The sequence below is a fragment of the Chryseobacterium sp. AC405b genome (assembly GCF_979258685.1).
Genome location: NZ_OZ409877.1, coordinates 1039626 through 1064259 on the forward strand (window position 1 = coordinate 1039626; position 24634 = coordinate 1064259).

Annotated in this window: 27 protein-coding genes and 2 tRNA genes; 17 read left to right on the forward strand and 12 right to left on the reverse strand. The window is 34.7% G+C overall.

Annotated elements, in window-relative coordinates:
* Positions 1–18: 18 nt before the first annotated feature.
* A complete protein-coding gene (gene mnmA / locus ACZZZA_RS05010) occupies positions 19–1206 on the reverse strand; it encodes a tRNA 2-thiouridine(34) synthase MnmA (protein WP_463430098.1) in 1188 nt (395 codons plus the stop codon).
* 105 nt (positions 1207–1311) lie between these two features.
* Between mnmA and ACZZZA_RS05015 the strand changes: the two genes are divergently transcribed.
* Complete coding sequence (locus tag ACZZZA_RS05015; RefSeq protein WP_463430099.1) at positions 1312–1839, forward strand: hypothetical protein; 528 nt, start codon at positions 1312–1314, stop codon at positions 1837–1839.
* A 60-nt stretch (positions 1840–1899) separates the two neighbouring features.
* Positions 1900–2346: a hypothetical protein gene (locus ACZZZA_RS05020; protein ID WP_463430100.1), complete on the forward strand. Its 447-nt coding sequence runs from the start codon at positions 1900–1902 to the stop codon at positions 2344–2346.
* 295 nt (positions 2347–2641) lie between these two features.
* On the opposite strand, the gene ACZZZA_RS05025 is transcribed toward ACZZZA_RS05020, so the two are convergent.
* Positions 2642–5170: an ATP-dependent Clp protease ATP-binding subunit gene (locus tag ACZZZA_RS05025; protein ID WP_463433740.1), complete on the reverse strand. Its 2529-nt coding sequence runs from the start codon at positions 5168–5170 to the stop codon at positions 2642–2644.
* Positions 5171–5320: 150 nt separating this feature from the next.
* On the opposite strand from ACZZZA_RS05025, the gene ACZZZA_RS05030 reads away from it, so the two are divergent.
* The 5 genes from ACZZZA_RS05030 (at position 5321) to ACZZZA_RS05050 (ending at position 9194) form a co-directional block, all read left to right on the forward strand.
* A complete protein-coding gene (locus ACZZZA_RS05030; RefSeq protein ID WP_463430101.1) occupies positions 5321–5545 on the forward strand; it encodes a uroporphyrinogen decarboxylase in 225 nt (74 codons plus the stop codon).
* Positions 5542–6672 carry a glycosyltransferase family 4 protein gene (locus ACZZZA_RS05035; protein ID WP_463430102.1) on the forward strand — a complete coding sequence of 377 codons (1131 nt, stop codon included), beginning with the start codon at positions 5542–5544 and terminating at the stop codon, positions 6670–6672. Before ACZZZA_RS05030 ends, ACZZZA_RS05035 begins: the two co-directional genes overlap by 4 nt.
* A gap of 229 nt (positions 6673–6901) precedes the next feature.
* On the forward strand, positions 6902–7321 hold the full coding sequence (locus ACZZZA_RS05040; RefSeq protein ID WP_463430103.1) for a SufE family protein: 420 nt from the start codon (positions 6902–6904) through the stop codon (positions 7319–7321).
* Positions 7322–7326: 5 nt separating this feature from the next.
* Positions 7327–8289, forward strand: coding sequence for a glycosyltransferase family 9 protein (locus tag ACZZZA_RS05045; RefSeq protein ID WP_463433742.1), 963 nt, complete (start codon positions 7327–7329; stop codon positions 8287–8289).
* Between the two features lie 5 nt (positions 8290–8294).
* Positions 8295–9194, forward strand: coding sequence for a glycosyltransferase family 2 protein (locus ACZZZA_RS05050; protein ID WP_463430104.1), 900 nt, complete (start codon positions 8295–8297; stop codon positions 9192–9194).
* A 37-nt stretch (positions 9195–9231) separates the two neighbouring features.
* Here the strand turns inward: ACZZZA_RS05050 and ACZZZA_RS05055 are convergent.
* The 3 genes from ACZZZA_RS05055 to ACZZZA_RS05065 all read right to left on the reverse strand — a co-directional run bounded on the left by ACZZZA_RS05055 (position 9232) and on the right by ACZZZA_RS05065 (position 10695).
* Positions 9232–9304: transfer RNA gene (locus tag ACZZZA_RS05055), tRNA-Val, on the reverse strand.
* Between the two features lie 33 nt (positions 9305–9337).
* Positions 9338–9411: transfer RNA gene (locus ACZZZA_RS05060), tRNA-Val, on the reverse strand.
* A gap of 39 nt (positions 9412–9450) precedes the next feature.
* On the reverse strand, positions 9451–10695 hold the full coding sequence (locus tag ACZZZA_RS05065) for a bifunctional folylpolyglutamate synthase/dihydrofolate synthase (RefSeq protein ID WP_463430105.1): 1245 nt from the start codon (positions 10693–10695) through the stop codon (positions 9451–9453).
* A 97-nt stretch (positions 10696–10792) separates the two neighbouring features.
* On the opposite strand from ACZZZA_RS05065, the gene ACZZZA_RS05070 reads away from it, so the two are divergent.
* Genes ACZZZA_RS05070 through ACZZZA_RS05090 form a run of 5 tightly spaced genes read left to right on the forward strand, consistent with a single transcriptional unit; the run spans position 10793 to position 15015 of the window.
* Positions 10793–12133 carry a TolC family protein gene (locus ACZZZA_RS05070; RefSeq protein ID WP_463430106.1) on the forward strand — a complete coding sequence of 447 codons (1341 nt, stop codon included), beginning with the start codon at positions 10793–10795 and terminating at the stop codon, positions 12131–12133.
* A 1-nt stretch (position 12134) separates the two neighbouring features.
* Positions 12135–12725, forward strand: coding sequence for a SprT-like domain-containing protein (locus tag ACZZZA_RS05075; RefSeq protein ID WP_463430107.1), 591 nt, complete (start codon positions 12135–12137; stop codon positions 12723–12725).
* Positions 12726–12727: 2 nt separating this feature from the next.
* Positions 12728–13810 carry a mannose-1-phosphate guanylyltransferase gene (locus ACZZZA_RS05080; RefSeq protein ID WP_463430108.1) on the forward strand — a complete coding sequence of 361 codons (1083 nt, stop codon included), beginning with the start codon at positions 12728–12730 and terminating at the stop codon, positions 13808–13810.
* Positions 13811–13844: 34 nt separating this feature from the next.
* Entirely contained in the window at positions 13845–14513 is a 669-nt protein-coding gene (locus ACZZZA_RS05085; protein ID WP_463430109.1) for a hypothetical protein, read from the forward strand.
* Entirely contained in the window at positions 14476–15015 is a 540-nt protein-coding gene (locus ACZZZA_RS05090) for a GNAT family N-acetyltransferase (protein WP_463430110.1), read from the forward strand. Before ACZZZA_RS05085 ends, ACZZZA_RS05090 begins: the two co-directional genes overlap by 38 nt.
* Positions 15016–15051: 36 nt before the next feature.
* On the opposite strand, the gene bcp is transcribed toward ACZZZA_RS05090, so the two are convergent.
* Positions 15052–15501, reverse strand: coding sequence for a thioredoxin-dependent thiol peroxidase (bcp, locus tag ACZZZA_RS05095; RefSeq protein ID WP_463430111.1), 450 nt, complete (start codon positions 15499–15501; stop codon positions 15052–15054).
* A 33-nt stretch (positions 15502–15534) separates the two neighbouring features.
* On the opposite strand from bcp, the gene ACZZZA_RS05100 reads away from it, so the two are divergent.
* Complete coding sequence (locus ACZZZA_RS05100) at positions 15535–16155, forward strand: endonuclease III domain-containing protein (protein WP_463430112.1); 621 nt, start codon at positions 15535–15537, stop codon at positions 16153–16155.
* 73 nt (positions 16156–16228) lie between these two features.
* Here the strand turns inward: ACZZZA_RS05100 and ACZZZA_RS05105 are convergent, their stop codons facing one another.
* The 3 genes from ACZZZA_RS05105 to ACZZZA_RS05115 are packed head-to-tail and all read right to left on the reverse strand — an operon-like array spanning position 16229 to position 19249.
* Positions 16229–16678, reverse strand: coding sequence for a DinB family protein (locus ACZZZA_RS05105; RefSeq protein ID WP_463430113.1), 450 nt, complete (start codon positions 16676–16678; stop codon positions 16229–16231).
* Between the two features lie 29 nt (positions 16679–16707).
* Positions 16708–17448, reverse strand: a complete 741-nt coding sequence (locus ACZZZA_RS05110) for a hypothetical protein (protein WP_463430114.1) — start codon at positions 17446–17448, stop codon at positions 16708–16710.
* A gap of 4 nt (positions 17449–17452) precedes the next feature.
* Positions 17453–19249 (reverse strand): DUF885 domain-containing protein, encoded by a 1797-nt coding sequence (locus ACZZZA_RS05115; RefSeq protein ID WP_463430115.1) that lies wholly within the window; start codon positions 19247–19249, stop codon positions 17453–17455.
* Between the two features lie 167 nt (positions 19250–19416).
* Between ACZZZA_RS05115 and ACZZZA_RS05120 the strand changes: the two genes are divergently transcribed.
* The 4 genes from ACZZZA_RS05120 to ACZZZA_RS05135 all read left to right on the forward strand — a co-directional run bounded on the left by ACZZZA_RS05120 (position 19417) and on the right by ACZZZA_RS05135 (position 22046).
* Complete coding sequence (locus ACZZZA_RS05120) at positions 19417–19878, forward strand: hypothetical protein (RefSeq protein WP_463430116.1); 462 nt, start codon at positions 19417–19419, stop codon at positions 19876–19878.
* A 170-nt stretch (positions 19879–20048) separates the two neighbouring features.
* Positions 20049–20753: a MotA/TolQ/ExbB proton channel family protein gene (locus ACZZZA_RS05125; protein WP_463430117.1), complete on the forward strand. Its 705-nt coding sequence runs from the start codon at positions 20049–20051 to the stop codon at positions 20751–20753.
* A 10-nt stretch (positions 20754–20763) separates the two neighbouring features.
* Positions 20764–21159, forward strand: a complete 396-nt coding sequence (locus ACZZZA_RS05130; protein WP_463430118.1) for an ExbD/TolR family protein — start codon at positions 20764–20766, stop codon at positions 21157–21159.
* Positions 21160–21275: 116 nt separating this feature from the next.
* Positions 21276–22046, forward strand: coding sequence for a ferric siderophore ABC transporter substrate-binding protein (locus ACZZZA_RS05135; RefSeq protein ID WP_463430119.1), 771 nt, complete (start codon positions 21276–21278; stop codon positions 22044–22046).
* 13 nt (positions 22047–22059) lie between these two features.
* Here ACZZZA_RS05135 and ACZZZA_RS05140 read toward each other — a convergent pair whose 3' ends face one another.
* The 3 genes from ACZZZA_RS05140 to ACZZZA_RS05150 are packed head-to-tail and all read right to left on the reverse strand — an operon-like array spanning position 22060 to position 24615.
* Positions 22060–22452, reverse strand: a complete 393-nt coding sequence (locus ACZZZA_RS05140) for a hypothetical protein (protein ID WP_463430120.1) — start codon at positions 22450–22452, stop codon at positions 22060–22062.
* A 9-nt stretch (positions 22453–22461) separates the two neighbouring features.
* Positions 22462–23199 (reverse strand): ATP-grasp domain-containing protein, encoded by a 738-nt coding sequence (locus ACZZZA_RS05145; protein WP_463430121.1) that lies wholly within the window; start codon positions 23197–23199, stop codon positions 22462–22464.
* 12 nt (positions 23200–23211) lie between these two features.
* Complete coding sequence (locus tag ACZZZA_RS05150) at positions 23212–24615, reverse strand: nucleoside recognition domain-containing protein (protein ID WP_463430122.1); 1404 nt, start codon at positions 24613–24615, stop codon at positions 23212–23214.
* Positions 24616–24634: the final 19 nt, after the last annotated feature.

Consider the following 24634-nt stretch of genomic DNA (forward strand, 5'->3'; position numbering starts at 1 on the left):
GTCTTTTTCAATTTCATATTACGAAATCACTCCACTTCCGATCAATTCATCATCGATATACCATGACGCAAATTGTCCTTCTGCAATTGCTGATTGAGGATTTTCAAACTCCATGTAAAAAGCATTTTCAAACTGGTAAATTACAGCTTTCTGAAGTTCCTGTCTGTAACGGAATCTTCCCAAAATTTCCATTGATTCTCCGTTTTTTAGTCGTAGATCTTCCCGTACCCAATGCAACTCAGAATTGTCGATCTTCAAAGCTTTTTTGTGCAATCCCGGGAAACTGTGGCTTTCGCCAACAAAAATAATATTGTTTTTCATATCTCTGGAAACAATAAAACAGCTTTCTTTGTGACCACCAATTCCCAAGCCTTTACTTTGACCGATTGTGAAAAACTGTGCTCCCTGATGTTTTCCGATTACTTTTCCGTCAGATTTTTTATAATTTATTTTTCTGCTTAAAAATTCTAATTCTTCTTCTTTAGAGGTGAAATTGGGAATTTCCTGAGAAAATAAAGGTGAATCTTTGAAAATTTCTACAATCTCACCTTCTTTCGAAACCAACTGCTGCTGTAAAAACTGCGGTAAACTTACTTTACCAATAAAACATAAACCTTGAGAATCTTTTTTATCAGCAGTTACCAAGCCAATTTCCTTGGCGATTTCTCTTACCTGTGGTTTTGTCAGCTCACCAATAGGAAATAAGGCTTTCGACAATTGATCTTGGTTTAACTGACAAAGAAAATACGACTGATCCTTATTATTGTCTTTTCCGGCTAACAAATGGAAAATCTTTTTTCCATTTTCGTCAATAGTAGAATCTACTCTTGCATAATGTCCCGTTGCCACTTTATCAGCACCCAACGACATTGCCGTCTTCATAAAAACATCAAATTTCACTTCTCTGTTGCACAAAACATCAGGATTGGGAGTTCTTCCTTTCTGATATTCTTCAAACATATAATCTACAATTCTTTCCTTATAAAGCTCGCTCATATCAATCACCTGAAACGGAATTCCCAATTTCTGGGCAACCATTAAGGCATCATTGCTATCCTCAATCCAAGGGCATTCATCTTCCAAAGTGACCGATGCATCATTCCAGTTTCTCATAAAAAGAGCCACTACTTCATGACCTTGCTGTTGTAGCAAATATGCTGTTACGCTGGAATCTACACCTCCCGATAATCCTACTACTACTTTCATACTATTTATGATAAAGTTTTTATCTTTATCTTAACGAGTGCAAAATTACAATAATCCTTTTTGCGAAAAAAATCATAATTTAGACATTGATAAAAACGATTTTGTATGAAAAAATTATCTTTTGTATTGATGCTGATGCTTTCTGTATCTGCATTTTCTCAAGTTTCTGTAGGAACACCAACTTCGGAGTCTAATAAATGGACTTTCGGTGGTGGAGTTGGTCTTGGTTTCGGAAACAATTCTTATTTTAATCTTCAGGTTGCACCCAGAGTGGGTTACAGGATTACCAATGATTTGGAAGCGGGCTTAATTGGAAGCGTTTCCTGGCAGACTTCAGATTTTTATAAATCTACGATGTTTGGATTGGGACCATTTGTAAATTATTATTTTGCGAGATCTTTCTTTGTAAGCGGAAATCTGCAGCATTTTTTCGCAAACTATGAAGATAAGATTTATGATTTTAAAAATGATCAACAGGAAACTGCGCTTTATTTAGGTGGTGGATATATGCAGCAAATCGGGAACAATTCTTTTATGCAAATCGGTTTGATGTACAATGTTTTGTATAAAGAAAACAGCAGTATGTTTTCCGGTGGACTGATCCCGACTGTTGGTTTTGTGGTAGGACTTTAGAAAGTTCTCAAAGATCGCTAAAATTTACCTTTTGTGTTATAAGCAAAAAGTTTAAAAACAATGATATATACAATTGATAGAGCAAATCTTATTTCCGAACAACTTAAAAAATTTACAACTGGGTATACTCATCACGTTGTTGGACATTATTCGAACATTCACTTTTGGATTGGTGAAGTAAAAGAGGCATTAAACGCAATTGACAATCATAAAAAACGATTTGACAAAATGTATGATGCTCAAAAAGAGTGGATAGAAGAACATGGTACTAGTTTACATGGTTTTTGTCCTATTTGTGGTGGAAAATGTGAGTTTAGTGAAGGGAAACCAATATTGCCAAAGTTCAAATATAAAACTGAATTGGTAGACACAAGAAAAGACTTAGTTGATTCAGCATATTATTTTCTGATTCGTTGTTTTAATATAGAACTTTTAACTTATGAAGAATTAAAAGAAAAGTTTAACTTAATCGGAACAAGTATTGACCCAAAAGATTTGAATAAGTAAATACAGTACAATAAGTATTTGTTCTATCTAAGAAAGTTATTTCTAAAGTAAACATTTGTGCATTTATCAACCTACCCTTGCAAATCCAAAAACGAAAATTATATGGAATTTAAGAAAAACGAGATTGTATTTGAAAATTAACTAAAAGCATCTGCTAACTAATGGCTCTCGCAGATTTTGCTAGTCTTACGCATTCTTACCAATGTCATCCGTGAAATCTAAGTTATCTGTGGGCATTAATAAAAAAAGCATCGGGAAATTCCCGATGCTCTTATAATTTATTTTAAATTAATTATTAAGATTTCTCAACAGCAGACTTTTTCGTCTTCTGAGATTTTCCTTCTAACCCGTCTTTAGCTTCATTTAAATCTAAAGTTACCGTTTCGCCTTCAGATAATTGTTTGTTAACCAGCATTTCAGCCAATAGATCTTCAATATATTTCTGAATTGCTCTCTTCAACGGTCTTGCACCGAAATCTTTATCCCAGCCTTTTTCAGAGATGAAATCTTTAGCTTCAGTAGTTAAATCTACTTTATAACCTAATTTTTCAAGTCTTGAATATAGTTTACCCAATTCAATATCAATGATTTTAGAAATATCATTTCTTTCAAGCGAGTTGAAAATCACAATATCGTCAATTCTGTTCAGGAATTCAGGAGCAAATGCTTTCTTAAGAGCATTTTCAATCGTACTTCTTGTTCTTGAATCTGAGTTTGATTTCTTCGCATTAGTACCAAATCCTACACCATCTCCAAAATCTTTAATATCTCTGGTTCCGATATTTGAAGTAAGGATGATAATTGTATTTCTAAAATCAATTTTTCTACCTAAACTGTCTGTAACGTGACCTTCATCTAAAATTTGCAACAAGATATTGAACACATCAGGATGCGCTTTTTCAATCTCATCCAAAAGAACGACTGCATAAGGTTTTCTTCTTACTGCTTCTGTTAATTGCCCACCTTCTTCGTAACCAACGTATCCCGGAGGCGCACCAACTAATCTGGAAACAGCGAATTTCTCCATGTATTCACTCATGTCAATTCTGATCAATGCTTCGTCAGAATCGAAGAGTTCTCTTGCCATTACTTTTGCAAGCTCGGTTTTACCAACACCTGTTGTTCCTAAGAAAATGAATGTTCCAATCGGTCTGTTCGGATCTTTCAATCCTGCTCTGTTTCTTTGGATGGCTTTTACCACCTTTTTCACAGCATCTTCCTGACCAATGACTTTTCCGTTCAGGTTACTATCCATTCCGGCAAGTTTATCAAGCTCGTTTTTACCAACTTTCGTTACCGGAACACCGCTCATCATAGAAACTACTTCAGCCACACTCTCTTCAGATACGGTTTCTTTTTTCTCCTTTACGTCTTTATCCCATTTATCCTGAGCAGAATTCAACTCCATCTGCAAACGCTCTTCTTCATCTTTTAGCTTTCTTGCTTCCAGATAATCCTGGGCTTTTACGGCTTTCTGTTTCAGTTCTTTGATGTCTTCAATTTTCTTTTCAAAATCAATGATTTCGGTAGGTACTTTCATGTTTTTGATATAAACACGAGATCCTGCTTCATCCATTGCATCAATCGCTTTGTCTGGTAAAAAACGGTCTGTAATGTATCTTGATGTCAAATTGACACAGGCAAGAATTGCTTCCTCCGTATACACAACGTTGTGATGCTCTTCGTACTTGTCTTTGATCTGGTTCAAAATCTGAATGGTTTCCTCAATATTGGTAGGCTCTACCATTACTTTCTGGAATCTTCTTTCTAAAGCACCATCTTTCTCAATATACTGACGATATTCGTCAAGCGTTGTAGCACCAATACATTGAATTTCTCCTCTTGCCAAAGCAGGTTTAAACATATTGGAAGCATCTAAACTTCCAGTAGAACTTCCTGCGCCAACAATTGTATGCAGCTCGTCGATGAATAAAATCACGTCACGGTTCTTTTCAAGTTCCGTCATGATTGCTTTCATTCTTTCCTCAAACTGACCACGGTATTTGGTTCCGGCAACTAAACTCGCCAAATCTAGCGTGATGACTCTTTTACCGAAAAGAACTCTCGAAACTTTCTTCTGCTGAATTCTTAAAGCCAAACCTTCAGCGATGGCAGATTTACCAACACCCGGTTCACCAATCAACAACGGATTGTTTTTCTTTCTTCTCGATAAAATCTGAGAAACTCTTTCAATTTCTTTCTCACGACCGATTACAGGATCTAATTTTCCGTCTCTCGCCAAAGAAGTCAAATCTCTACCAAAGTTATCCAATGTAGGAGTTTTACTTTTCGCAGAACCTAAATTTCCTGTAGGCTTTCTCATCTGCTCAAATTCTTCTCTGTCATCATCATCATCGTAAGCCGAGTTTTGAGGGGTCTGACCAGAATTTTTCAGCATCGTTTGATATTCTCTTGAAACTCCTTCATAGTCAATGTCGTAAGCCCCTAAAATACTTGAAGTAGGATCCTCATATTTATATAAAATGCCCAAAAGCAAGTGAACGGTATTGATCTCGTTGCTTTTATATTGTCTGCATTCTAGTTCTGCACGTTTAATGGAATGATCTGCCATTTTGGTGAAAGAAATATTGGTAACCTCCTCAGAAATAGGATTTAGACTTGCTGTATTTAAAGTTTCAATTTTTCGTCTGATTTGTGTTAAATCGGCATTAAGCCCTTGAAGGATTTCTTTTGCAGAGTTTTCTGTTTTTATAATACCTAAAAGTAGATGTTCTGTATTAAGAAATTCACTTTTCAGCCGCTTAGCTTCATTTTTGCTTTGTTTGAACACTTGGCTCAAACCTTGTGAAAACTTATAATCCATAATATATCTCGTTAGAATAAAAGCAACATTACTTTTATTCATTATCTAAATTACAAATATTTTACCAAAAAACAATTAATGACTTTATGGCAGATAAAAGTTTTTTATCTTGCTGAAAATGACTAAGTTTGTTATTCTCAAATTATTCTCATGAGCTCCGAGATTGCTACTTACATCGGCTATGCCGCCTCACTTTTCATTATTTTAAGTTTTATACTTAAAGATTTAAAAAAAATCAGAATCATTAATCTGATAGGATGTATCTGTTTTGTCATCTATGGAATTTTCAGCGGAATGCTTTGGCCGGTGATCATTCCAAATGCAATTATCTGTTTTGTGCAGATTTATCATTTACTGACTGCAAAGAAAAAATGAGGGCTCGAAAAAAAATTTTAACTTCTGCATTCAGCAATCTTTACACGGACCAAAGAATTGAAAAAGTCTGCAGAACATTGCTTGAAAACGGATATGAAGTTGAATTAATTGGCAACAATTGGGGTGGAGAGGAAAAAATGACCCGTCCGTATCCTTTTTCCAGAATTAATATTATTTCTAAAACTTTAAAAACTGCTTATTTTGAATTCAATTGGAAATTATACCAGGAACTCAAGAAAAAAGCTGATCAAAACACGATTTTACATGCGAATGATTTGGATGCATTGCTGCCCAATTATCTTTTAGCGAAGCAATTAAATATTCCTTTGATATTTGACAGTCATGAGATTTTTTCAGAAATGCCGGCGATTCAGGGTAAAATGTCTCAAAAATTATGGCGTTATCTGCAAAATAAGATCATTCCTAATTTAAAATTCATGATTACGGCAAGCGGAAGTTATGCAAAGTGGTTTCAGAATAAATATGGAATTGAGCCTGTTGTCGTACAGAATGCTCCCAGAAAAATTGATTTTTCAGTAGAAATACCAAACAACAGTCCGAAAATAATTTTATATCAAGGTGCAATCAACCCTTTTCGTGGTATTGATAAAGCCATTTTGGCAATGCATCATCTTGATGATGTTATTTTTAAAATTGCCGGTGATGGTCCGAAGAAAAGAGAATATGAAGATTTAGTTTTAAAAGAAAATCTTCAAAGTAAAGTTCAGTTTTTGGGTAAATTATTACCGGATGATTTAAGAAAAATCACTTTAACAACTGATCTGGGAATGAGTGTTGAAGAAAACGGTGGTGAAAGTTATGAATTTTCGCTTCCTAATAAAGTTTTAGATTGTATACAGGCAAGAGTTCCTTTAATACTGTCTCCACTTCCGGAAATGCTGAATATTAAAAATCAATTTGATATTGGTGAAATTATTAAGAATCATCAGCCGGAAAATATTGCAGCAGCCATCTGTTTAGTTTTAAAAAAAGGAAGACAGAATTATCAGTCTGAATTGGAAAAAGCTTCCGAAATTCTTTGCTGGGAAAATGAAGAAATAAAATTGCTGGAAGTTTTTGAGAAAGCATCGTATGATTTTAAATCGTTTAATAGCCCTAAATTTTAAAACGGATACGTGAAACTCTTCTTCCAACTGTAAAAAAGGACTTAAAACTTGTATTTCGAATATAAGCGAAGCGGCTTTGTTTGTCTTAAAATATTTTCAAACCTTTCAAAAAATCTTTGTCTAACCTTGCGTTAAAAAATATTTAAATAACAAAGAATATTTTTTCCATCTTAAATCTGTCATAAATTATCTTTTTAAAATTGGTTATCTTTGCATAAAGAAAGTAGAAATGACCATAAAAGAAAATCAGCAGGAACTTATCGATGAATTTGCGTTTCTTGAGGACTGGGAACAGAAATATGAGTACATCATTGATTTGGGTAAAGAACTGAAAGGACTTCCTGACGATAAAAAATCTGATGATAATCTGATCAAAGGTTGTCAAAGTAAAGTGTGGATTGATGCTGAATACAAAGATGGAAAACTTTTTTTCAACGCTGATTCTGACGGAATTCTTCCAAAAGGAATTGTTTCTTTGCTGGTGAGCATTTACAGCGGTCATTCTACTCAGGAAATCCTTGATTCTGATTTTGATTTTATTTCTAAAATTGGCTTGCAGGAATTTTTATCGCCTTCCAGAGCCAACGGACTGATGGCAATGACCAAGCAGATCAAATTCTACGCAGTCGCATACCAGCTGAAATCTTAGTAGTGATCAGAATTTTAGCATATCGTTTTTCCGCTTTTGGTGATGTCGCTATGACGGTGCCGGTTTTTCGTGAGTTTCTTGAGCAAAATCCGCAAGTGGAAATCGTTATGGTTTCCAGAAAAAATTTTGAAGCTTTATACGCTGATATTCCGAATGTTATATTCAAAGGTATTGATCTTGATGATTACAAAGGTTTTTTAGGAATCAGAAGATTGTCTAAAGAGCTTCTGCAAGAATTTCATCCGGATTATATTACAGATCTGCATGATGTAATACGCACAAAAATTTTAGATAAAATTTATATCCGAAAAGGTTTAAAGGTATTTAAAATTGACAAAGGCAAAGAAGAAAAAGAAGTACTGACTGACGTCTGGAATCTCAATAAAACTCAACTTAAGCTTACTGTAGAAAGATATGCTGATGTTTTTCGGGATATGGGTTTTAAGGTTGAACTTTCTCATCGTTTAAAACCAAAATCTGACCAAAAATCAGGAATTGGTTTTGCGCCGTTTGCTCAGCATAAAGGAAAGATGCTGCCCTTAGAAAAATCTTTTGAACTTGTAAAAATTTTAGCAGAAAAGCATACCATTTATTTTTTTGGTGGCGGTAAAAAAGAAGTTGAAACACTTGAAAGCTGGGAAAAACAAATTCCCAATACCCAAAGTCTCGCAGGAAAACTTAATCTCTCTGAAGAATTAGACAGAATTTCTAAACTCGAAGTCATGATTTCTATGGACTCTGCCAATATGCATTTAGCGAGTATTGTAGGAACCCGTTGTGTTTCTATTTGGGGATCAACTCATCCGTATGCCGGATTTTTAGGATTTGGACAAAGTTCAAACGATGTTGTACAGATTAATGATCTCACGTGCAGACCTTGCTCTGTTTTTGGGGACAAAGAATGCTATCGTGGAGACTGGGCTTGCTTAGAAGAAATAAGCGTGCAAAAAATCATTGATAAAATTTAATGACAATGAAACTTTCTGTGTGCATTCCGGTTTATAATTTTGATGTTCGGGAACTTGTTTTTGACCTGAAAAGAGAGATAGAAGGAAATGGAATTGATGCAGAAATAATCTTAATTGATGATGCTTCTAACGAAGAATTTAAAATAATCAACAAAGAACTTTTAGGCGAAGTAAATCATTTTATTTTCCTGGAAAAAAATATTGGCAGATCCAAAATCCGAAATCTTTTTTTACAACACACAGAAGGTGATTATCTGCTTTTTCTGGATTGTGACGGAAAAATTATCGACCCAAACTTCATTAAAATTTATACAGAATTTTTGATGGAAAACCCTACAACCGACGTTTTGTACGGTGGAAGAACTGTAGTAGGAAGCATTCCGGATCAAAATCATCTCCTGAGATGGAAATTTGCCGTAGAGCGGGAAAATTTACCTGTTGTCATGCGCAATCAAAAGCCTTATCTTTCTTTTCAGACAAATAATTTTATTATAAAAAAAGAAATTTTCTGTAAAGTGCAGTTCAATGCTGAACTTCAAAACTATGGCTATGAAGATTTGGTTTTTGCAATGGAATTAAAGTCACAGCACATTAAAATTCAGCATCTTCAGAATCCGATTTTCAATAATGATCTGGAAACCAATGATATTTATTTAAAAAAAGTTGTGGAATCTGTCGAAAGTCTTGCGAAAATGCTTAAAGTAGATTCTATACAACCAAAACTTTCTGAGATTAAACTGGTAAAAGCTTACAATTTTTTAAGAAACAAAAACTTAAAATCTATATTTCTTTTTTTCTTTTCTTTTTCTGAAAAAATAATACAGAACAAACTTCTTTCTAACCCCCTGAATTTAAAATATCTTGATTTCTACAAATTAGGATTGCTGGTAAAACGAATGAAATAAAAATAAAAAAAATCTCCCAATACATTGAGAGATTTTGTGGGCTGAGGGATTCGAACCCCCGACCCTCTGGGTGTAAACCAGATGCTCTGAACCAACTGAGCTAAGAGCCCTGAAATTTTTTTAAAGGCTTCAGTATCCTTTTGTGGGCCTGAGGGATTCGAACCCCCGACCCTCTGGGTGTAAACCAGATGCTCTGAACCAACTGAGCTAAGAGCCCTAGACGATTTCTCGTTTTGAGTGGTGCAAATATACACACTTATTCTTTATCAATCAAGTTTTTTTCTAAAAATTCTCCTACAACAAAATTACTTCCGCCAATAAAAATCATTTCTTCTTGTGTAGCTTGTTGTTTTGCAGAAAGATAGGCTTGTTGTACAGAGTCGAAAATTTTATAAATAATATTTGCACTGATCAGTAAATCTTCATATTCATCAGGATGACGACCTCTGTTGTTGGATGGTTTAGCAAAATAGAACTCAGAATTTTTAGGAAGTAACGCCATAACGTCATCAATTTTTTTGTCATTAACGAACCCTAAAACGATATGCTTGTGTTTTGGAATTGTATTGAGCTGTGAAAAAACAGATTCCAAGCCAGCCTGATTGTGCGCCGTATCACAAATAGTCAGCGGATTTTGTGAAAATTCAAACCAACGACCGATGAATCCTGTATTTTGATGAACATTTAATAATCCTTTTTCTAAATTTTCATCGGATATTTTTAAATCTAACTTTTTTAGCTCATCGACTAAAGCCAAAACAACACGGATGTTTTTTTCTTGATAAATTCCTTTTAAATCTGATTTTAAATCTGATTTTATTAAAGTTGCATCAATGAAAGTGGTTTTTTCTTTTTCGGCTTTAGCTTTAATAATATGCTTTACTACTGCATTATCATCTCCGAAAATGATCGGAACATTCGGTTTAATAATTCCGGCTTTTTCAAATGCAATTTCTTCAATGGTCTCTCCTAAAATGTTCTGATGATCGAGTTGAACATTGGTTATCGCAGAGACTAAAGGTTTAATAATATTGGTAGAGTCTAATCTTCCGCCAAGCCCAACTTCAATGATGGCATAATCTGCTTTTTTCTGATAAAAATATTCAAAAGCCATGATGGTTGTAAACTCAAAAAACGAGGGTAAAATATCTTTCGGGAGAGTTTTTAACTTTTGTATAAACTCAAATACGAATTCTTTATCACAGTTTTCGCCATTTATTTTAATTCTTTCAGTAAAATCAATCAAATGAGGTGAGTTGTACAAACCAACAGTATAACCGGATTCCTGAAGTACCGAAGCCAGCATATTACTTGTAGAACCTTTTCCATTGGTTCCACCGATGTGTATGCATTTTATTTTCTCCTGTGGATTACCAAAAAAATTACAGAGTTTGATAATATTATCAAGTCCCGGTTTGTATGCTTTCTCTCCATCTGTCTGGTAATTGGGAGCCTGAACGAAAAGCCAATTAACGGCTTTTTGGTATTCTTCGTTTGTCATGATGCAAAATTCCCAAAACTTTCATTAAAATGAAACAATAATTTTTCAAAACTGTAACTTTTTTACATTCTCTTCGTCTAATGGAGAAAAAGCTAATATGAAAAAAGTTTTGATGATTATTTTAGGATTGTCTGGTCTGGGTTTAAGCGCTCAGAAAAAATGGTCTTTGAGAGAATGTGTAGATTATGCAGTAGAGCACAATCTTCAGGTGATCCAAAATCAATATTCAAAACAAATTCAGGATGTTAATCTTAAAATTGCTCAAAATAATTATCTCCCTTCCGTTTCAGGAAATATAGGAAATAGTGTGAGTTTTGGGCAGGCTTCTTTGGGGACGGGAAGTATCAGGAATGACAGGTTCAGTAATAATGCGAACCTTTCAGCGGATGTTTTGCTTTACAACAACGGAAGGCTTGAAAAAACCGTGAGAAAAACACAGTTTGATGTAGAAGCAAGTCAGTATGATATTGAAACAATTAAAAATGACATTTCTCTTCAGATCGCCCAGCAATATTTGACTACTTTACTCAATAAAGAAATCGTAAAAATTGCACAAAGTGCTACTGAGAATGCTAAGAAACAGTTTGACAGAGCAAAAATTACCACAGAAGTAGGGACAACAGCTCAGACAATTGTTGCAGAAGCAGAAGCAGCATGGGCGAGAGAAAAGCAAAATCTAAAAACCGCTGAGATCAATGTTGGTAGAAGTTTGTTTGCATTGGCTCAACTTTTACAATTACAAGATTATAAAAATTTTGATGTTGAAAATGTGGAAATTGGCGAGCAATTAAGCCCGCAATTGATTTCTGTAGATGATGTTTTAAATACTGCTTACGAAAGCCAGCCGCAGATAAAGGCTGCAGAAAGCAGAATAAAATCTGCTTTGGCTCAAACTGAAGTTACACGTACGGCATTCTGGCCAACCGTTACTGCAAGTGTAGGAATCGGAAGTTTTTATAATAATTTATTGAATACCAATAATGTAGGAAACGAATTATTTTATATCAACGAAAAAACATTCTTCAGTCAATACAAAGACAATTTTGGTCAGCAAGGCGGAGTTTCAGTAAATATCCCGATTTTTAATAAAGGAATTACAAAACTTCAGGTCGAGCAGTCAAAAATCAATGAAAGTATTGCCAAGAATTCTTTAGACCAGCAAAAACAGGTGGTAAAACAGAATGTGCAGAAGGCACAATTTGATGTTGATTCTAATTACGAAGTGTATCTCGCTGCTGTTGAGGCAGAAAAAAGCACGAAACTGGCAATGGATTTTGCAGATAAAAGCTATGTGGCGGGCAGAGGAACAATTTATGATTTGAATATTGCCAGAAACAACTATGCGAATGCACAGGGTTCTGTAGAACAGGCAAAATATAATTATCTTTTCAGCTTAAAATTATTGAATTTCTATGCAGGAATTCCGTTAAGTTTGTAAAATGTCTATTCAGTCTTTAGAAAAATATTTACCACAAAATACACTTCTATATTTAAGAAGATGGTTTTCAGATCATTCTATTCATATAAAAGTAACCAGAAACCGAAATTCTAAGCTTGGAGATTACAGGAAACTCAGAGATCTTTCTCATGAGATTACGATCAATTCTACCTTAGCACCACAACTTTTTTTCTTTGTTTTGACTCATGAGCTGGCGCATTTAATTGCTTTTGAAAAATTCGGACGAAGAATTTCTCCCCATGGAAACGAATGGAAGCATACATTCAGACTTATGCTATTGGAAAGTCTGGAGGTTTATGAAGATGATCTAAAACCTATCATTATTAAATTTTCAAAGTCGCCGAAAGCAAATTTCATGGCAAGCCCGGATTTGGTAAAATATTTTCATATTGAAAATCAGGAAGATGGTGAAATATATATCGAGAAAATGACAAAAGGAGAGTTCTTTATATACCGAGGTGAAAAGTATTTATTGGAAGGTCTGATTAAAAAAAACTATCTTTGTGTAAATCAGGCTACCGGTAAAAAATATTCTTTTAAGCCTTTAGCGAGAGTGAAAAAATGTAGTTAAAAATGTCAAAATCAGATAAATACTGTGTCATTATGGCGGGAGGAATCGGTAGCAGGTTCTGGCCTTTAAGCACACAGAAATTTCCAAAACAATTTCAGGATATTTTAGGAACGGGTCGTACGATGATTCAGCAGACTTATGACAGAATAAGCAAGATAATCCCCAACGAAAATATATTTGTCATTACCAATAAAGAATACGTGAACCTCTCTCATCAGCAATTACCGGAAATACCCGAAGAAAATATTGTGGGTGAGCCATTAATGAAAAACACCGCAGCCTGTAATCTTTATATGGCAAATAAGATAACAGAGCATAATCCTGATGCTACGATGATTGTTTTGCCGGCAGACCATTTAATCCTGAAAGAAGAAATTTTTTTAGAAAAAGTAGGATTGGCCTTCAGTATTGCTTCTGAGAATGATTATTTGATCACATTAGGTATTACTCCGACAAGACCAGATACCGGTTACGGTTACATTCAGTATGTAGATAATAAAGATTCAGACTATTATAAAGTAAAGACTTTTACAGAGAAACCGATTCTTGAATTGGCAAAAATCTTTTTGGAAAGCGGAGATTTTTTATGGAATGCAGGTATTTTTATATGGAATGCAAAAACTATTCATCAGGCATTTGAAATGTATCTTCCTGAAATGACGCAGCACTTCACTGCCTGCGAATACAATGCTGATAGTGAACAAAACTGTATAGAACTCATCTACCCGAAGGTTCAGAAAATATCAATCGATAATGGCATTTTAGAAAAAGCAAAGAATGTGTATGTAATTCCTGCCGATTTGGGATGGAGCGATCTGGGAACGTGGACTTCCGTTTTTGAAAACAGTGAAAGAGATAATGATGACAACGCTGTCAACATTAAAAATGTTTTGACATATGATTCAAAAGGAAATATCATTCACGTGAAAAACAATACGAAGGCAATCGTGATCGATGGTCTGAAAGATTATATTGTTGTAGATACAGAGAAAGTTCTTCTGATTTGTCCGCGAGAACATGATCAGCTGATTAAAGAATATGTTTTAGACCTGAAAAGTTTAAAAAAAGGAGATAAATTTATGTAAATTCGATGGCACGGTTTCTGCCACAGTTCCAGTTATGAAACGATTTCAATACCGTATTTTTTTATCTGTTTTTCTCCTTTTGAGTATCACAGTATTTTCTCAGACTAAAAAGAAATTCTCTAGTGTGGAAGGGGTTTTAGCAAGAATAATTCCTGATGACAAAATTGATTTCTGGGTATTGGTTCAAAACAGCTATGGGAAAAACAGAGAAGTAAGAAATTCCGGTACAAAGAAAGATTATGTTCCACAGTTTTCCGGATTTAATATCAGTTCGTCCGAAGACAGTTTTTATTATATAGCGTATTCAACCGCAGGAAAAATAAACTATATCACAGAAACAAAGGATCTGAAAAATTTTATTGGAAGAATAAACAACCCTGAAGAGGCTGCCTTATCTGCAGTTTTGGAGGGATATATGATTGATGAGCAGTTTGTAGATGTTGCCGCTAATTATTACGAAGATAAAACCAACTATTATCTTGATTTAGGAAAAGTAACCTCACAAGAATGTCCTTATCAGAAAACTCATTTTACATTGACGGTCAACAAATCTACCGGTGTTATTTCAAATATAAAAGACAACGGAACTTATATTGAGCTGTATACAAAAAAGTGCGCCAACAATCCGCGACTTTTAAAAATCGAAAAGAAAGAAGAACCGAAAGATGAGCCAAAGAAAAAGCCTGTCAAAAAAAGAAAATAAGATCTACGAAACAGAAAGATTGATCATTCGTCCGATGTCTTTGGATGATGCTGATCTTATTCTGGAGCTTTACAATATGCCAAGTTTTATCAAATTTATTGGCAACCGTCACATCAATTCTATTTCTGATGCCGAAAATTACATTAAAGCTAAATTTCTTCCGCAGTTTGAAAAATCAGGTTTCGGAAATTATCTGATTGCTCTAAAAGATAGAAATTTCAAAATAGGCGGAGTAGGAATTTTTGAAAGGGAAGGTTTAGATATTGTAGACATTGGTTTTTCTGTTTTAGAAAGATTTGAAGGAAAAGGATATATGTTTGAAGCTGCACAAAAAGTAAAATCTATCGGAATGGATGAATTTGGATTAAATAAAATCTCAGCCATCACCTCAAAAGATAATTTCTCTTCTCAAAAATTAATTGAAAAATTAGGTTTAAAATTCCAAAAATACATCACGCTTCCCAACGAAGATGAAGAATTGATGTATTACGAAACCGAATAAATTTATAATTCTTTCGTCAGAATAACAGACCAAAAACTATCCTTCCAGAATCTGTTCAGCAGCAGTTTTTGATGTCACTTTTTCAATTACCCGAGTGCAGATTCCATTTTCGTCGAAAATAAAAGTAGTTCGTACAATTCCCATATAGGTTTTTCCAAATGTTTTCTTTTCCTGCCAAACCCCAAATTTTTCTATGATATTACGATTTTCATCAGCCAAAAGAGCGTAAGGAAAAGCAAATTTGTTGTGAAAATTCTTTTGTTTTTTCACCGAATCACCGCTGATTCCCAATAACTGAAAACCTGCTTTTTCCAATTGAGAATAATTATCGCTGAGGTTGCAAGCTTCAATGGTGCACGTCGGAGTATTTGCTTGTGGATAAAAGAAAATAACTAATTTCTTTCCTATTAATTTTTCCGAATTTACAAGTTCTCCATCTTGATTGGTTCCTTCAAAACTCGGTAATTTGTCTCCTACTTTCAACATAATAATTTATTTTTGCTCAAATTTAAGGGTTACATGACAAAAAAACAAAGAGCCGAACTTATTCAGACAGAATTAGAGAAATTATATCCTACCGTTCCCATTCCTTTGGAACACACAGATGCGTTCACTTTAATGGTTGCTGTCGCCCTTTCTGCACAGACGACGGATAAAAAAGTAAACCAGGTAACTCCGAATCTTTTTAAGGTTGCAGGAAATCCTGAAAAAATGGCTCAGCTTGAAGTTCATGAGATTAAAGAACTTATCAAAGAAATAGGACTATCCAACACCAAAGCTAAAAATCTGAAAAGAATGGCAGAGCTTCTTTTGGAGAAACACAACGGAATTGTTCCTCAAACCTACGAAGAATTGGAAGCTTTGCCCGGAGTGGGTCACAAAACCGCTTCAGTAGTGATGAGTCAGGCGTTTGGATTCCCTGCATTTCCTGTTGATACGCATATTCACCGTCTAATGATTCAATGGAAATTGACTTCAGGAAAAAACGTTGTAGAAACTGAAAAAGACGCCAAAAATATTTGGAAAGAAGAGGTTTGGAATAAGCTTCACCTTCAGATTATTTTCTATGGAAGAGAATATTCTCCTGCAAGAGGAAGCCAGGAGAGAGATTTTATTACAAAAATGTTGTTTGAAAAGTAAAGACTATCGATAATTGCAGAATTCTCCTCCTTTGGAGGGGTGGTGAAAATTCAAAGAATTTTTGACGGGGTGGTTAAAGAATATCCAATAACCTTCTATGATAGTTAATCTGTCCCAGATGATAACTTAAATGCCCAAACAAATGAATCAAAAAATATTCGGTATTCATTTTATATCCTAAAGGCTCAAGAAGATAATCTTTAGCCAAATCTTCTTCAGAAAGATGATGCAGCGTCGAAATAACAACATTTAAAGTTTCTTCAATGTGTTGAATCAATTCAGCTCTTGGGATGTTTTTTAATGAAAATTCCTGTTCACGATTTCTTACATATCCTGAATTCCCTAAAATTGCTCCAAAGAAATGTTTAAGATTTCCCACCAGATGAAGTGATAAATTGCCTGCAGAATTCAAAATGCCTTTATCAATTTTCCACAGTACTTCTTCGTTTTGGTAAGATTCAATTTCTGTTTTTAATTTATTTAAATCTCTTGTGTAAAGTGATTGTAAAGATTCTGTTATCATTATTTTATATTTAAAGTAAAAATCTTTACTTAGCTACCGGTAATTGCTTTAACCGCTACATCTTTTAATATTTCAAACGTAATAGAATTGAAGAATTTTAGGCTAACTTTTGCGATATAAGCAAGGGATAACGAGAACTTTTCTTTAATCTCTCCTTTTGTTAATTTATTAATGTTTTCTTTTATATTTTCAATAAGTTTTAAAGAGCTATCTAAGTTTGCTTTATCATCATCGCTTTCACATTGCTCGATTTCGTTAATAATAACATTTCTTAGATTATCTAAATAATCGATGAATTGAAATTGAGAGCTAAGTGGGTAGGGGATGTTATCATTATCTTCTTGTACAAATTTTAGAGTATTAGTAAAAATATCTTTTTGATAAGATTCAATAATTGGATCATCTAAAAATGTTTTTATGTTTTCATATTTGTCTAAACAATTTATCCAAATTGTAAAAAAATTTTTAATTGAGGGGACTGATATTTGATTACTATATTCAATTAGACTATTTTCATTAAATGGATAAAATGAAACTTTGTAAGTATTTTTATTATTTTGAGAATTAATTAGAGCTTTATAATTTATATTAAAGTAAAACTTACTATCACGAATATTAGACTTAAAAACAATTTCATTGTTCTTTTTAATCACGAAATGAGAAAAATTAGCTTTTACCTTGCTGTCTTTTACTATAGGGTCAAGTACATCTAATAGTTCAAAAGGAATCTCTTGTTTTGACATTTTAATTTTTTCTTTAATTTTTTTCATTATTCTATTTCTGCTTCTTCGCCCAAAGCTGCATCTTCCTGTTCAAAACATCCAGCGGAAGACAACCCTGACTTAAAAGCTCATCATGAAATTTTGCCAAACTAAATTTGTTTCCGAGCTGTTTCTGATATTGTTCTCTCAGTTCACGAATTCTCAACGAACCAATTTTGTATCCTAAAGCTTGTCCGGGCATTGCCATATATCTTTCCACTTCTGCAGTTGCTCCGGCTTCGTCATAGGCAATGTTGCTCAGAAAATAAGTAATGGCTTCTTCCCGGGTCATTTTTCCGGTGTGAATTCCGGTGTCCACAACCAAACGGACTGCTCTCAACATTTGGTCGCTTAAATACCCCATTTTTTGATAAGGGTCTGTATACAAACCGAATTCTGGTCCTAAAGTCTCACAATAATGCGCCCAACCTTCACCATAAGCTCCAAACCAGCCAAACCTCATGAACTTCGGAAGTTTCGTGTTTTCCTGCTGCAGAGAAACCTGATAATGATGACCAGGAATGGCCTCGTGTAAGAAAAGAGATTCCATTCCGGAAGTAACGTTGAATTTTGAAGGGTCAGGAAGTGGCATGTAGAAAATTCCGGGTCTTTTGCCATCAGGAGTTCCCTGAATGTATTCCGCACTTGCACTTGCTTCTCTGAATTTTTCGGTCTGCCTGATTTCAAATTTAGTTTTTGGTGTCACGCTGAACATGGTTTTTAACTTCGGAGTTATTTTCGCTAAAATTCCATTAAAACCCGCTAAAACTTCTTTTGAGGTTTTGTACGGCATTGCTTTCGGATCAGCTTTTACAGAAGTAATAAACTCTTCCAGTGTTCCGGTAAAACCTACCTGCTGTTTTACTTTTTCCATTTCAGCACGTAGCATCGCAACTTGCTGTTGTCCGATTTTGTTGATTTCTTCAGGTGTTTTGTTTGTGGTTGTCCAGCTTTTTACATAATAACTATAAATGTTGTTTCCTTTAGGTATGCCGTTGTAACCATCAGTTTCTCTGGATTTTGGCAAATATTCTTTCTCTAAAAATTCTCCCATTTTTGTGTATGCGGGGATGATGTTTTTAGCAACAGCGTCTTTATAAAGTTTAGTCAATTTTTCTTTCTGCTCAGAAGTAAAATCTTTCGGGAAGTTTTTTACAGGTCCGGAAAAAATATTTTTATCAAAGTCTGAAGTGATAATTTCTTCAGCTTTCATCTGAGGGATCATTTTCAGAACCAATTTTCTCGGAAGAACAATTTTATTGGTCATTCCTTCGCGGAAATTATCTGTAGCTGCATTCATCCATTCCGGGAACTTCTCCATTCTTTTTAACCAGTCTTCATAATCTTTTTCGGTATTGAAAGGCTGACTTCCCTGTCCGCTTCCGTACAAAGGAAAATTAAGGGGTAAACCTGAAAACTGACTGAAAGGAATATACTCCGGATGATAAACATACGCTTCTATTTTATCTTTTAAACTATAGTCTAAAACATCATAAACAACTTTGTCATCATCTGAAAGGTTTTTGTAATTCACATTTTCCAGCTGGTTTTGTACAGATTTGTAAAAAGCAATTTCACCAGAAATAAAATCTTTGTCAATGTTAATCGGCAATTGATCATTGTATCTCAAATCTCCTTGCGAAGTGGCTTCTAAAGGATATAATTTCAGATATTGTTCATAATAATTGGCGGCAATAGAATCGAGACTGGTAGGTGTAATCTTTGTTAAAGGTGAGTCCGTTTTTTTACAGGAAGCCAGACTTATGACCAAACCTAATCCTAATACAGCTTTTGATATGATATTTTTCATTGTGAAATATTTAAAACACAAAAATAGAGATTATTAGCACACGATAGATTTGAAGAATGGCTATTTATAAAAAATAATTTTGAAAATATTTTAAACATTCATACAATTTTTTATCTTTGCCTAAATCATTGAGCTATCATACTATTACAGTTCTTTTTTAAGAAATAATGAAAGGGATTTTAAAAATTTACCATCCGGACGAAACATTGAAGTACAATATAAAAAGCACTTACTGCAAGGCTGTTTATAGTAATCAGGAACATTTTTTGGAAGTTGAAATCATTACGGATGATGGTCTCGACCATGTAGATGACGATTCGCTTCAATATAATTTTCCTCAGCTCCTGCTTCAGGTTAATGATTTTCCGATAGATTCTCCAGAAATTGAAGGCAAATCTTTAAAGATTAACGATTCTGCAGAGGAGATTTACACCATAGTTGATCTTTTTGATGATGAAGATGCGTTCATTTATGATAACGAGCTTTTGTTTGATAAAAATGAGGAGGGCGAACTTCAGGTAGTCTGGAAAGGAAATATTGATGATTTCTACACAGGATCAGACGAGCCGCTTCCCTTCAGGCTTAAATGTGAATTTACTCCCGACGAAATTATCGTAGACGAAGACTAATCTTCTTCAAAATAAACTTTTAAATTTCTTTTCAATATATTTTTTGGAAAGAAATTTGCTGTTTTTGGGCATAATGTTTATTTCAAGTCCATATTTAAGCTTATTTTAAGATACGAATTAATAATATTCCTTTATTTTTGTCGTTCAAACCATTATAAATAATCAAATTCATGCTGTTAACGGAACTTACTCAGATTTTATTTGCACAGGTTGCTGCACCCAATGTAGTCGCTGATAAACTTGAATTTTCATTTTGGGACATCCTCTTTCATGGTGGTGCTTTTGCTAAAATAGTAATGGCAACCGTTTTGGCATTAGGTGTTTTCTCTGTCTATCTTTTTTTTGAGAGATTTTTCTACATCAGAAGAATGACGACAAAAACAGATTCAAATTTTATGAATAATATTGAAGATTTCATTAGAGACGGAAAAATAGATGCGGCGGCTGATTATTGCAAAACACAAAACTCTCCGGAATCAAGGATTTTAGAAAAAGGAATTTCAAGATTGGGAAGACCGGTTTCAGATATCGTAAGTGCAATGGAATCTCAGGCTCAAATCGAAGTTGCCAATATGGAAAAAAATCTGAATTTATTAGCTGTTGTACCCAGTATCGCACCAATGTTGGGACTTTTGGGAACAGTAATAGGGATGATCATCGCATTCTTTGATCTATCTCATGCAGAAGGAGCTTTTTCTCCGAAAACATTGTCTGAAGGTATTTATACCGCATTGGGACAAACTGCTGTTGGTTTGGCAGTAGCAATTCCGGCAAACTTTTTTTACAATATTTTGTTGACGAGAATTGATAAGTTCGTTTTGAGAACACAGAATGTTTCGGGAGAATTTTTAGATCTTATTAATAAACCTTTGTAATATTCAAAATATGAAAATTCAGAGAAGAAATAAAGCGCATCCGGAATTCAGTTTAGCAGCAATGACAGATGTTATTTTGCTGATGCTTATCTTTTTTATGATTACATCTTCGGCAGCAAATCAAAGTGCGATTGACGTCAAACTTCCACAGACGGGAAGCATAGAAGACAATATCCCGAATCCTATGACGGTGAGTGTAAAACCTGACGGCTCCTATTACGTAGATGACAAACCCATTGCGAGAGAACTGGTAGAGCAAACCATTGTGTCTGACCTTCAGAGTAAGTCTGCAAAATCATTTACCATAAGAGCAGACGAAAGTACAATGCATAAAGACGTCGTTTTCTTGATGGAAATTGCAGAAAAGCATAAGTTAAATATTGCCATTGCAACGGTAAAAGAATAAATGAAAATGAGAGGTTATACCATTAATAGAGAAGAAGAAAAAGAGACAAACTCAAGAGTGCTGTACTTTCTGCACTAATTTGGTCTGCGATTCTGTTGTTCGTTTTCATCTATAAAATGAAACCTACCGAGCGTCCCAAAGAAACTGAAGTTGTGACTACGATGCTTGTAAACTTTGGTGATAACAGAAATGGAGCAGGAATTGATGAACCAGCCAATCAGGAAGGTAGTTTGGCAGCAAAAGCTGAAGAAAACGCTCCCGAACCTGTAGAAAATATGGTTTCAGAACCAAAAACGGTCATTACATCAGAACCTAAAGCTGAAACTAAGAAAGCTAAGCTAAAAGATAAAATCATTACCGGAAATAATTCTAAAATTACCGCTCCTAAAAAGGAAGATTCAAAAACAAATAAGAAATCAACAGCAACTTCTACTACAAAAACTAAGGCTAAAAGTTCTGCTACAACCGCCAATTCAAAAACAGGAAACGGTGATGGAAAAGGAACCGCAGCAATCGGAAATTTGATAAAAGGGCGTGGAACAAAAGCAGGAAGCCAGGGAACAGGCGACGGAATCGGTAACAACGGAGATCCTCTAGGCGGCGACGGAAACGGCGACAGCAAAGTAGGAATCGACAGAAGATTAGTTGGCTATATTCCCGGAACAATGGGTAGAGGAGGAGCACAGCCAAGCCACAGTTGTTCTGCAAGTGGCTCAATCACGATTTCTTACACTGTTGATAAAGCTGGAAATGTCTCATCTGCGAGAAGATCTGGCGGAGTTTCAGATCCTTGTGTAGTATCAACTTCTGTAAGTTGGGTAAAAAAATATGTAAAGGCCGAAAAGGCCAGCGTTTCTTCCACGGGAAGCTACAGCATTACGTTCTAAATACAAAAGCACTTTATTCAAGTGCTATTTTTATTTCGTTGATTCTGTTGATAATGGGAAGGGCAAAAATTCCGCTTGTTTGTAAATAAAGCTCATAGAAGGTTTTTGCTTTATCTAAAAAGTCACTGTTGTTTAATACTTTCCCGTTGTAATAGAAAAGATTTCCGAGCATTTCATAATAATCTTTGTGGTCTCTTTCCTGCCTTTCTTTAACAGTTTCAATAATCTCTTCCTTAGGTTTTGCTGAAAGCTCTTTAAAATCAATTTTAAAAATATCTTTCATTAAAGAATCAAAATCGAGTTCCTTCTGCATCAGACTTTCTTCGGGCTTGTCTAATATCAGTTTTTCTAATGCTTGAGTTAGCTGACGGATGAGTCTTAATGTGAATTCTTTATCGGTAATCATTCTTTTATTTTAAAAATTTAAATAATCTTCTGTTTGTGTAAGTTCACTCCATCTAGCAGATAGAAATTTTGCATAATTTGATGATGAAAGTCCGTATGTTCCAAGAGAGTGGCCATCATTAACTTCAACTAAAATGGTGTCATTGTTTTCATTAACTCCAAAATCCAATGTGAATGCAGCTGGCTGAGATGAGAAAGCTTCGATGGCATCACGCACTACTTTAACATCAATCTTCGTATCCCAATCTCCTGTGTATCTCCTGATATCAAGAATTTCTTTGTATCGAATGAAACATCTCCATTCAGTTTTAAAATTTATTAGCTCAGAACACAAAACTTCAATGTCTTGGTCTTCATAGATCATTCCAACAAAATCCAATTCATTGCGAACTACTTTTCCGGTGAATAATTTGGTTTCCGTCTTTGGTTTAACGAAGATTTGCCACTTGTTTTTATCCTTATAAATCTCATTAATTGTAGATTCCCAAACTTTCCGTCTCAAGAATGGCTGTAATTCTTCAGGATAATCAAGCTCTTTTTCGGGACGAATAATGTTTAGATTTTGAAGTCTTTTTCTCACATTTCCAATACCTCCAACAATTATATCTTCCGGATTTTTATCTGAAATTTCATCAGCGTCAAGAAACTTTTCTATTTCAAAACCAAAATTTTTAAATCCTTCAAACGCAATGTAAGCATTAACGTTGTAGAATTCCCCTGTCTTGTCAGTCTGAATATATGCTTTCATTAAACTACATTTTTAAGCAAAAAACAAATACGCCAATCCAATCGCAGTAATCACGCCCACCAAATCAGCCAAAAGCATAGCAACAACAGTATATCTCGTATTCTTTACGGCTACTGCTCCAAAGTAAACTGCAATCACATAAAACGTCGTATCTGAGCTTCCCTGAAGAACAGCTGCTAATTTCCCCTGAAAACTGTCTGCTCCGAAAGTTGCCATCGTGTCAACCATCATTCCTCTCGCTCCGGAGCCGGATAAAGGTTTGATTAAAGCAGTCGGAAGTCCGTCAACAAATCTTGCGTCGAGATTGGTAGCATAGGCAACCCATTTCATCCCATCGATAATGACATCAAAAACTCCTGAAGTTCTTAAAAGTGAAATAGCAATCAGCATTCCTACTAAATATGGGATAATCTTTACACAAGTCCAGAAACCTTCTTTGGCGCCTTCAATAAAAGCATCAAAAACATTGATTTTTTTGTAAACTGCTCCAAGAACAATCGCAATAAAAATAAATAAAATCAAACCGTTGCTTAAAACCTTGCTGAAATCATCCAGTTCATTTTTGCTCAATTGAACTAAATAAACGACCAGAAGCGCAATTAATGCTGAAATTCCACCAACATAAGCAAGAACAACGGGCTTTAATAGATTTATTTTTTGATATAATGAAACGAAAATCATTGCCGCTAAAGTCGCTGCAAATGTTGCGATCATACATGGAAGGAAAATGTCAGTTGGTGTTTTTGATCCCATCGAAGCTCTGATCGCAATAATAGAAACCGGAATCAAAGTCATTCCACCTGCGTGAAGACAGAGAAACATGATTTGCGAATTGCTTGCGGTATCTTTATTGGGATTTAATGTCTGTAAACTTTCCATCGCTTTTAGACCAAACGGAGTGGCTGCATTATCTAAACCTAAAAGATTGGCGCTAAAGTTCATCAGCATATGACCGAAAGCGGGATGATTTTTGGGAATTTCAGGAAATAATTTTGAAAAGAAGGGTTGTATCAGTCGGCTCAAAAGATTAATTCCGCCGGCTTTTTCTGCAATACTCATGAATCCCATGAAAAGCGTCATGATTCCGATCAGTCCAATACATATTTTTACTGCAGTTTCAGAAGTTCCGATAACACCGTCTGCTTCCTGTACCCGGTATACCTGAACGTTTTGTTTCAGAGAATCGGTTTTATAATGAATTCTGCTGTCTGCAAAATCATTTTTCTTCATTAGGCTGTCTCTTACAATGGGAGAAAGCGCACTGATGTTTTGGGTAGCAATCTGTACCGTATCGCCACCTTTTCCCACAACCATATCGTTGAAAATGGTTTTGTAATGACTTGACGAAATGTATTTTATACTTGCAATAGCAATGGCAATGATAATGAAAGCCGACCAAATTCTGCTGAGAACCATTTATTTAAATTAATTGTTT